Origin of the sequence: Myxococcus sp. AM010 (genome assembly GCF_013372585.1) — a bacterium.
In the GTDB taxonomy this organism is placed as follows: Bacteria; Myxococcota; Myxococcia; order Myxococcales; family Myxococcaceae; genus Myxococcus; species Myxococcus vastator.
On record NZ_JABXEO010000069.1, the window covers coordinates 39,517 to 47,852 of the forward strand.

The 8,336-nt window shown below is 71.2% G+C and carries 6 protein-coding genes; 3 read left to right on the forward strand and 3 right to left on the reverse strand.

Annotated features, from left to right (window positions below):
- Positions 1-15: 15 nt before the first annotated feature.
- Together HV826_RS26735 and HV826_RS26740 are read right to left on the reverse strand one after the other, a co-directional pair.
- Positions 16-1,491, reverse strand: a complete 1,476-nt coding sequence (locus tag HV826_RS26735; RefSeq protein ID WP_176419806.1) for an ATPase domain-containing protein — start codon at positions 1,489-1,491, stop codon at positions 16-18.
- An 87-nt stretch (positions 1,492-1,578) separates the two neighbouring features.
- Positions 1,579-1,932: a DUF3703 domain-containing protein gene (locus HV826_RS26740; protein ID WP_176419807.1), complete on the reverse strand. Its 354-nt coding sequence runs from the start codon at positions 1,930-1,932 to the stop codon at positions 1,579-1,581.
- A 340-nt stretch (positions 1,933-2,272) separates the two neighbouring features.
- Here HV826_RS26740 and HV826_RS26745 point away from each other — a divergent pair, with 340 nt between their 5' ends.
- A complete protein-coding gene (locus HV826_RS26745) occupies positions 2,273-3,814 on the forward strand; it encodes a PAS domain-containing sensor histidine kinase (protein ID WP_176419808.1) in 1,542 nt (513 codons plus the stop codon).
- 6 nt (positions 3,815-3,820) lie between these two features.
- Here the strand turns inward: HV826_RS26745 and HV826_RS26750 are convergent, their stop codons facing one another.
- Positions 3,821-5,944, reverse strand: a complete 2,124-nt coding sequence (locus tag HV826_RS26750) for an FUSC family protein (protein WP_176419809.1) — start codon at positions 5,942-5,944, stop codon at positions 3,821-3,823.
- Between the two features lie 181 nt (positions 5,945-6,125).
- On the opposite strand from HV826_RS26750, the gene HV826_RS26755 reads away from it, so the two are divergent.
- Both HV826_RS26755 and HV826_RS26760 read left to right on the forward strand, forming a co-directional pair.
- Complete coding sequence (locus tag HV826_RS26755) at positions 6,126-7,469, forward strand: TIGR00366 family protein (protein WP_176419810.1); 1,344 nt, start codon at positions 6,126-6,128, stop codon at positions 7,467-7,469.
- 82 nt (positions 7,470-7,551) lie between these two features.
- Positions 7,552-8,052, forward strand: coding sequence for a hypothetical protein (locus tag HV826_RS26760; protein WP_176419811.1), 501 nt, complete (start codon positions 7,552-7,554; stop codon positions 8,050-8,052).
- Positions 8,053-8,336: the final 284 nt, after the last annotated feature.

Sequence of the window (8,336 nt, forward strand, 5' to 3'; positions counted from 1 at the left end):
CTCCTAGACGTTCGTTCAGAAATGGCCAGCGCCCGGGTGTCGGGCAAGTCCCGTGAGCAAGGTATCCACAGCGACACTGAAGGGGGGCAGCACCTCGATTCCCTGTGACGTGATGACGAACTCCCTCAGGGTGGGGTCATAGTGGGTGTCACGCATCTTGAAGATGCTCAGCAGCCTGCGCAGGCTGCCTTCAAGCTCGACATGTCTCAGGAAAAAGAGGTTCTCCGCCACAGCGGAGAGTCCGACCTCCATCGGGACGTCCAGCACCGGACCGAAGAGCCGCGGCGTCTCCATGCCGAAGAGGGTGGTGGCCCCCGTGCAACGCAGCTCCTGGGTGAGCGCCGCGAAGAACGAATTGATGCGCGCGGGCTCGGCCGAGGCCTGCTGCATGGCGCTGAGCCCGTCCACGAACACCCGCTTCACGTTGCGGCGCCGCACATCCGACAGGAGCTGGTCCGCCAGCACGTCCAGGATGCACTCGGAGGGTGGCTGCCAGATGATGTTGAGCCGCCCGTCCGCCATGGCGCCGCCCAGGTCGATGCCCGCGGACGTCACCTTGCCCAGCAGCCGGTTGGGCGGCTCATAGAAGCCCATGTAGAGGCACGGCTCCCCCTGCCGCAGCCCCTCCGCCAGCAGGCTGCTGCCCAGCAGCGTCTTTCCCGCGCCGGGCGGACCGAGCAGCAGGGAGGTGGACCCCGCCGCCAGGCCCTCCGGGAAGAGCGCGTCCAAGGACGGGACGCCAAAGTGGAGGCGGTGGGCGCCCGGGTCGGGCGGCGGCGAGCGCTGGACGCGCGACTCCAACCGGGGGAAGACCTCCAGCCCCTCGCTGGTGATGCGGAAGGCGTGCACGCCGTGCAGCGTGGCGCTCCCGCGGAACTTGCGCACCTGCAGCTCGCGCCAGGAACGCACGCCCTGGGTGCGCTCGCGCAGCTCCAGGATGCCATCCACCATGGTGTACTCCGGGTGGACGGCGGGACCGTTGGCGCTGGTGAGCAGCAGCGCCGTGAAGCGCGCCAGCCCCGCGACGACCTGCAGCTCGTGGATGAACTTCTTGAAGTCGCGGCTGCTGCCGGCTGCTTCCTGCGCCTGAACCAGCCCGTCCAGCACCAACATGCTGGCGTTGTGGTTGCGCACCTCGCGCCGCAAGAGCTCCAGCAGCCCCGGCAGGCCCTGCTCCTCCAGGGTGCGGAAGCCGCTGACGTAGTAGACGCCCTCGGGCAACAGCGCCGAGTCGAAGAAGGCCATGTCCCGCATGTTGGCCAGCATGCGAGCGTGGGACTCCGCCAGCAGCGTGACATACAGGCACCGGGCGCCGGCGCGCCCCTGATGATAGCAGAGCTGATTGGCGAAGAGGGTCTTCCCCGCGCCCGGCTCCCCCACGACGATGTAGACACCCGACGACACGAGGCCGCCGCCCAGCACGGCGTCAAGCCCAGGCACGCCAGTGGAGACGCGTGCGTCCTGCCGTGCGGGTTGCTCGGAAGAGGACATGATGCCCGTTCCATACCGTAATTCGCCCCAGTGCGCGCGCCGGAATGTGCGAAGAAAACCGCGCGGGCCGTGAACGGCTGAAGCGCCTCAACGGTCAGCGTCCAGCAGGGCGCGCAGGTCGTCGGGAATGGGCATGGGCGTGAGGATGCCCACGTTCGCGCCACCGGTGTTTCCCAGCGGCGCCCGCCCCAGCCATGAGCCCGGCGCGGCGACCAGCAACCGCACCACCTGCCCCACCCACTCCGCGGCGTTCCGCCTGCGCCAACCGAACCCCAGCATGCGCCAGTGCACGCGCACGTGAGGACCCGCGTGGGCCTGGCTGAGGACGTGGGCCCGCTCGAGGTGCCGCCAGGCACGCACATGCTCCGAACGCGACTCCGCTTCATGGGCCTCGCGCAGCGCCGCTTCAAAGGCGGCGCGCAGCTTCGCCTTCATCGACATGGACTCCTCCTGGTCATGGCGCCACCTTCGCGCCCCAGCCCCCCGCTCGCTTGTAAAAACATGCACCCCGGCAATCTCGGGAGGGCGTCACACGGGCACGGGCGGGGCGAGGAGACGGCATGAGCTGGCTCGGTGCGCCACCCTCCCATGTCCCCGCCTGTCCATTCCCGGCGCGCAAGCAAGGCCTTGCCCAGGGGCGCCCCAGCCTGCCCGGCCCGAAGATTCGCCGGGCGATGCCTCCCTGGCCGCCAGGGGCCGGTGGCGCCTGGCGCCCCGGGTGTATTGATTGAAGGGGGCCCGAGACACGGGAGCGCCCCCGCTCCAGGGGAGGGAACGCGCCATGGCGGAGAGGGAGCCTGGCCTCGACGCAGCCGGGGACGTCAGCCCGCCTGCCCGGGGAGGACATGACGCGCGGGTCGACAACGTCGACGGCATCGTCTGGGAGGCGGACCCCTCTCTTCACTTCACCTTCGTCAGCAAGCAGGCGGAGCGGCTGCTCGGCTACCCGGTGGAGCGGTGGCTCACGGAGCCTGACTTCTGGGTGGAGCACCTGCATCCGGACGACCGGGACTGGGCTTCCGCCTCCTGCCGCTCCGCGGTGGAGCAGCGCCTGCCCCACGAATTCGAGTACCGGATGCTGGCCGCGGACGGGAGCGTCGTCTGGCTGCGCGACCTCGTCACCGTGCTGTGCAGGGACGGCCGTGCCTACAGGCTTCACGGCCTCATGGTGGACGTCACCGAGCAGCGGCAGGCCAAGGAGCGGCTGGAGCAGACGGTGTCCCTGCTGGAGGCCACGCTCGACTCGACGGCGGACGGACTGCTCGTCGTCGACCAGGACGGACATATCACCGCCCGCAACCGCCAGTTCGAGCAGCTCTGGGGACTGACGGGGTTGACGGCCTGCGCCCAGGACACGGCGCTGCTCGCGGCCGTGCGCGCGAAGCTGAAGGACCCGGACGCCTTCTTCTCGCGGGTCCAGGCCCTGTACGAGCAACCCAGCCAGGAGAGCTTCGACATCGTCGAGCTGCGCGACGGCCGCGTCCTGGAGCGCTACTCCCTGCCTCAGCGGCGGCGCGGGCTCATCACCGGCCGCGTCTGGAGCTTCCGCGATGTCACCGAGCGCGTGCACGCGCAGCGCATGCAGGAGCGGCTGCTGGACGAGGCGCACGAGGCCATCCGCGTGCGCGACGACTTCCTCTCCATCGCCGCCCACGAGCTCAAGACGCCGCTGACGCCGCTGCGCCTCCACCTTCAGCTGCTGAAGCGGACGATGGACGCCAAGGAGCCCATCGCGCCGGAGCGCGTGGACAAGGCCATGGCGCAGGTGCACCGCCTGTCCGCGCTGGTCAATGATTTGGTGGACGCCACCAGCGTGGAGGCGGGCCGGCTGAAGCTGCAACGTGAGCCCGTATCGCTCCTGGAGCTGGCGCGCGAGGTGTGCTCGGAGTTCCGCGCCCTCAGCGCGGCGCACGCCTGTTCGTGCGAGCTGCCCCAGGAGGACCTCGTCGTCATGGGCGACCGGGGCCGGCTGTCGCAGGTGCTGGCCAACCTCCTGGAGAACGCCGTCAAGTACAGCCCGCTGGGCGGCACCGTGCGCATCTCCCTGTCTCGCGCGGACGGCGACGCCGTGCTCAGCGTGGCGGACGGCGGCATCGGCATCTCCCGGGAGGACCAGGCGCACCTCTTCGGCCGCTTCTTCCGCGCGAGCAACGCGCCCGTTTCGGGCTTCGGGGGCCTGGGCCTGGGGCTCTACATCTGCCGGGACATCATCGAACGGCACGGCGGTCACATCTGGGTGGACAGCGAGCTGGGCCGGGGCTCCACGTTCCATGTCTCGCTGCCCGTGCTGAACGCGACGGCGCACCGGGAAGCCCGGCCCTGACGCGGCTCACCGCAGGACGGTGCCACTGCTGAGCCGCGACACGGCGCCGTGCAGCATGCCCAACTGGCGGGGCGCCCGCTCCAGCAGCGCGCCGAAGACGGGGTCATCCGTCTTGCATGACACCTGCAACGGCGGCAGGGGCGGCGGCACGCGCCGGTCCCTGAGCGCGTCCGCGAGCTCGTCGAGCGCGCGCCCCGCCTGATGCGCCAGTTGCTTCAGCTGGCCGGGGACCTCCGCCTCCGGCCGCTCCATGCCCAGGGCCGTCACCACGGTGGCGAAGCGGCGCGCGTAGGTGATGACGGCCATGCCCGACTCGAGCTGCTGGGGCGGGCCGTGGTACTCGGCGGTGAGCCGCTCGAAGGAGGCCTCCGCGTCCAGCAGCGCCAGGCCGAAGGCGCGCCGCGCGGCGCCCACCTCGGGCCGGGTGCCGCTGCGCTTGGCGACGACCTCGCGCAGGTATTCACCGTCCGCGCGCAGCGCGGCCGCCGCGGCCTCCGGGAAGCGGAGGCGCTCCGGCATGGGCCATAGCAACCACGCGCCCATCAACGCGAGCGAACACGCGACCAGCACGCCCAGCGCGCGCTGCCCGGCGAGGCTCCAGTCCCCCGAGCTCAGCGTGGCCAGCAGCAGGTAGTCCGGCGTGAGCAGAATCTGGAAGGCGCCGAAGTTGATGGGCAGCAGGGACACCGACACCGCCGTGAGCAGGACGATGACGGCGAGCAGCGCGGAGGGGGACTGCACGCGCGTGGCAATCACCGCCGCCAGGCCCGCGCCCAGCAGCGTCCCGCCGACGCGCTGGAGCGCGCGCTCCTCGGTGATGGCCGAATACGGTTGGAGGATGGCGATGACGGTGAGGCTCACCCAGTGGGCGTCGCGGATGCCCAGCGCCTGCGTCACCACCAGCGCCACCGTCGCCACCAGCCCCACCCGCAGCGCGTGCCGGAAGACGAGCGAATCCGAGCGGAGGTGGTCGCGCAGCGGGGCCAGCCACGAGCGCGCGCGCCGTTGCTCAGGGCACACCACGCTCCGCCCGCGGTCGGACACCGGGTCGCCATGCAGCAGGCCCGCGGCCGTCTCATGGACCACCCCCGCCATCTCCCGCAGCTTCGAGAAGAGCGCCTCCACGTGGAGGGACAACGGGTCCTCGCGGCTCCGGATGCCTGGAGCGGGCCGGTAGTTCCGTCTGCGCGAGCCAGGCACCATCCGTGGCGCGCGCGGGACGCCCTCATTGCGCTCGCGCTCCAGCACCTGCTCCACCCAGCTCGTCATGGCCGCGTAGGCGTCACACAGCGAACTCACGCGCGCGCGCAGCGGCAGGAAGCGGGGCTCGCGCACGGCCGCCTCCATGGCCTCGGCCAGGGCGATGAGCTGGGCGGACATCGGCTCGCACGTCTCGAGCAACACGAGCAGGTGCTCGCCTCGCCGGGACTTGCCCAGGTGGCTGCTCCGCATGACCCCCAGCGTGGCGCGCGCCTGCTCCATGAGGGGCCGCACGCTCATGTGCCGCTGCGCGGCCTCCACCCACTCCTGGGAGCTGGCGCCCTCGCGCGACAGGCGGCCCAAATCCCAGCACGCCTCCGCCAGCTCCCGGTACACGCGCGCGATGGCCCTCCGCGCCGGGCGGTAGGGCCGCAGCGGCCACAGCACCAGGGACAGCGTCATGGCCCACAGGCCGCCGAAGAGCAGCCAGAAGGCGCGGCCCAGCGCGACATCCACGCCCACCGCGGGCGCGCCCAGTGACACGACGAAGATGACCGCGAGCTGTCCGCCGATGGAGCCCGCCGTCTCTCCGTAGCTCCGCGCGAAGGCCGCCGTCGTCACGCCCAGCCACATCAGGGAGACGTCCAGCCACGGCATGGACCCGCCCGGCGCGCCCAGCGCGCCCACCAGCGCCCCCAGCAGCGTCACCGTGCCCAGCTCCTTCGCCCGCGTCTGGTACGAGCCGCCCTTGTCGGCCAGTGAGACCAGGAGACCGGACAGGCCCCCCCAGCCCGCGTCCTTCACGCCCAGCAGGAACGCGAGGGCCAGGGGGACGGAGGTGGCTAGCGCGGTCCGCAGGCCCGCGCCAATGGCGGGCTTGCCTGGCCGGACGCGGAGGACGGCGCGCAGGTGTCTCAGCAGTCGGCGCATCCTGGAGCGTTGACACCGTGCGGCGCGGAAAGAACCTCCGCCCTCCCTCTCCCGCCTCCCCCGCGGACAGGGGAGCCTGCGTCCCCGGGCTCGTCGAGAGGCCAGGACCCGCGGGCGGGATTGCGCAACCGGTGCGCCACACATGCCGTAACGTGCCGCCCCCACCAAGGAGCGACACCTCGTGGAGACCCTTGTCCGAATCGCGGAGCGCCTGGGCCGCTTCTCTTCGCGCTTCGTCCCCAGCGCGTTCGCCATCGCCGTCCTGCTCACGCTGCTCACCCTGGCGCTGGCCACCGGCTGGGCTGGGGCCGCGCCGCCCGCCGTGCTGGACGCCTGGGGCGGCGGCTTCTGGGAGCTGCTCGGCTTCTCCATGCAGATGGCGCTGGTGATGTTCACCGGCTACCTGCTGGCCCTCACCAGCCCGGTGCGGGCGGTGCTGGAGCGCGCGGCGCGAGTGCCGCGCACGCCCCGCGGCGCGGCGGCGTGGATGGCCTTCGTCTCCATGGCCCTGGCCTACGTCAACTGGGGCCTGTCCCTGGTGGCCAGCGCCATGCTGGTGCGCTTCATGGTGAAGCGCCGACCGGACGTGGACTACCGGCTGCTGGTGGCGTGCGCGTACTTCGGCCTGGGCGCCACCTGGCACTCGGGCCTGTCCGCCTCCGCGCCGCTGCTGGTGGCCACGCCGGGCCACTTCCTGGAGAAGAGCCTGGGCGTGCTGCCCATCGACAGGACGCTCTTCTCGCCCTTCAACCTCGGCCTCACGCTGGCCGTGGTGGCGGGGCTGACGCTGCTGGCGTGGGTGCTGCACCCGAAGCCGGAGAACACCGTCCGCGTGGACCCGGCGGTGCTGGAGGCCCTGGGGGACTTCACCCCGCCCCCGCGCCCCACCGAGCGCGGCTTCGCCGTGTGGCTGGACCACTCCAGGCTGCTCAACACCCTCATCGGTGTCCTGGGGCTCGTGTGGCTGGCGCGGCACCTGTGGATGAACGGCGGCTGGCGCGCGCTCAACCTCAACGTGGTGAACTTCACCTTCCTGGTGCTGGCGGTGCTGCTGCACGGCACGCCCGCGCGGCTGCTCAAGGCCAGCGAGGAGGCCGGCACCGTGCTGCACGGCATCGTCCTCCAGTTCCCGCTGTACGCGGGCATCTACGGCATCTTCAAGGCCACCGGCCTGACGGAGCGCATCGGCGAGCTGTTCGTGTCGCTGTCCACGCGCGAGACGTTCCCCGCCATCGTCTACCTGTACAGCGGCGTGGTGAACTACTTCGTCCCCTCCGGCGGCTCGAAGTGGGCCATTGAAGCGCCCTACCTCCTGGACGCCGCGACGCGGCTGGGCGTGGCGCCGGAGAAGGTGGTGCTGGCGTATGCGTGGGGGGACATGGCCACCGACCTCATCCAACCCTTCTGGGCGCTGCCGCTGCTGGCCGTGGCGCGCCTGGAGTTCAAGGCGCTCCTGGGCTTCCTGTTGGTGGCCTTCCTCGTGTACCTGCCGCTGGTGACGCTGGCCTTCCTCCTCTTCGGCTGAGCGACGCCGCGGGCTGTGCTAAATCCAGCCTGGCAAGGCGGGCCTGGGGGCCTGTCACATCACGAGAGCGAGGGGACTTGAGATGGCGAAGATGCTGACGCGGAGCCTGCTGTGCGCGGTGCTGGGAGTTTCGCCGGTGGCCCTGGCGCAGGAGGCGGAGCCCGCCGCCGCGCAGGTGAAGGCGCCGGACGCGGACGCGGTGCGTGACACCTGGAACTACTTCTACAAGGGCCAGGGCCAGGGCCCCGTGCTGGTGGAGGCCAAGGTCTGCACCGAGGTCGCCAAGGAAGGCCCCAACAAGTACGACTGCACCGCCGAAGTGGGGCCCGAGGGCATCAAGGCCGGCACCAGCGTCATGTTGTGGCAGGCCTACCTCGTGCCGCAGGGCGACACCGTCGACGACCTCATGGTGCAGTCGAAGCAGGGCACCGTCGTCCGTGAGACGAAGGACGTGAAAATCAAGGGCGAAGGCTGGCGCGCGCGGCAGTGGACGGGCCTGCGGATGAGCAAGCCTGGCACGTGGACGGTGTCGGTGCTGCGCGGGGACCAGGTGCTCAAGGAGATTCAGGTCAAGGTGCTCTGATTCACCCCTGAAGCAGGTGGAGGCACCCGGCGCCCGCCAGCGGCCCTCAGGCCACCTGGCGGGCGTTCGCTTTGGCGCACGCCTGCCTCCGAGGCCGGGCAGTCCGTCGTTTTTCCTCCGACGTTCCCTGCCGGACAGGGAGTTTTTTCAGCGCACCCGACAGCCGCCTCGGCCTCGGGGGCGAGGTTCCGCCCGCCTCCAGAGGAGAGCCGCCCCGCCACGGCGGCTGGCAATGCCCTTGCACAAGTGCTTCCGCGGTTGAGGGGCAGGGGGTTGTCGGGGCT

Excerpts from the sequence above, each read along its gene's own strand:
- HV826_RS26735 (WP_176419806.1), bottom strand. The coding sequence starts at position 1,491 with ATGTCCTCTTCCGAGCAACCCGCACGGCAGGACGCACGCGTCTCCACT.
- HV826_RS26740 (WP_176419807.1), bottom strand. The coding sequence starts at position 1,932 with ATGTCGATGAAGGCGAAGCTGCGCGCCGCCTTTGAAGCGGCGCTGCGC.
- HV826_RS26745 (WP_176419808.1), top strand. The coding sequence starts at position 2,273 with ATGGCGGAGAGGGAGCCTGGCCTCGACGCAGCCGGGGACGTCAGCCCG.
- HV826_RS26750 (WP_176419809.1), bottom strand. The coding sequence starts at position 5,944 with ATGCGCCGACTGCTGAGACACCTGCGCGCCGTCCTCCGCGTCCGGCCA.
- HV826_RS26760 (WP_176419811.1), top strand. The coding sequence starts at position 7,552 with ATGGCGAAGATGCTGACGCGGAGCCTGCTGTGCGCGGTGCTGGGAGTT.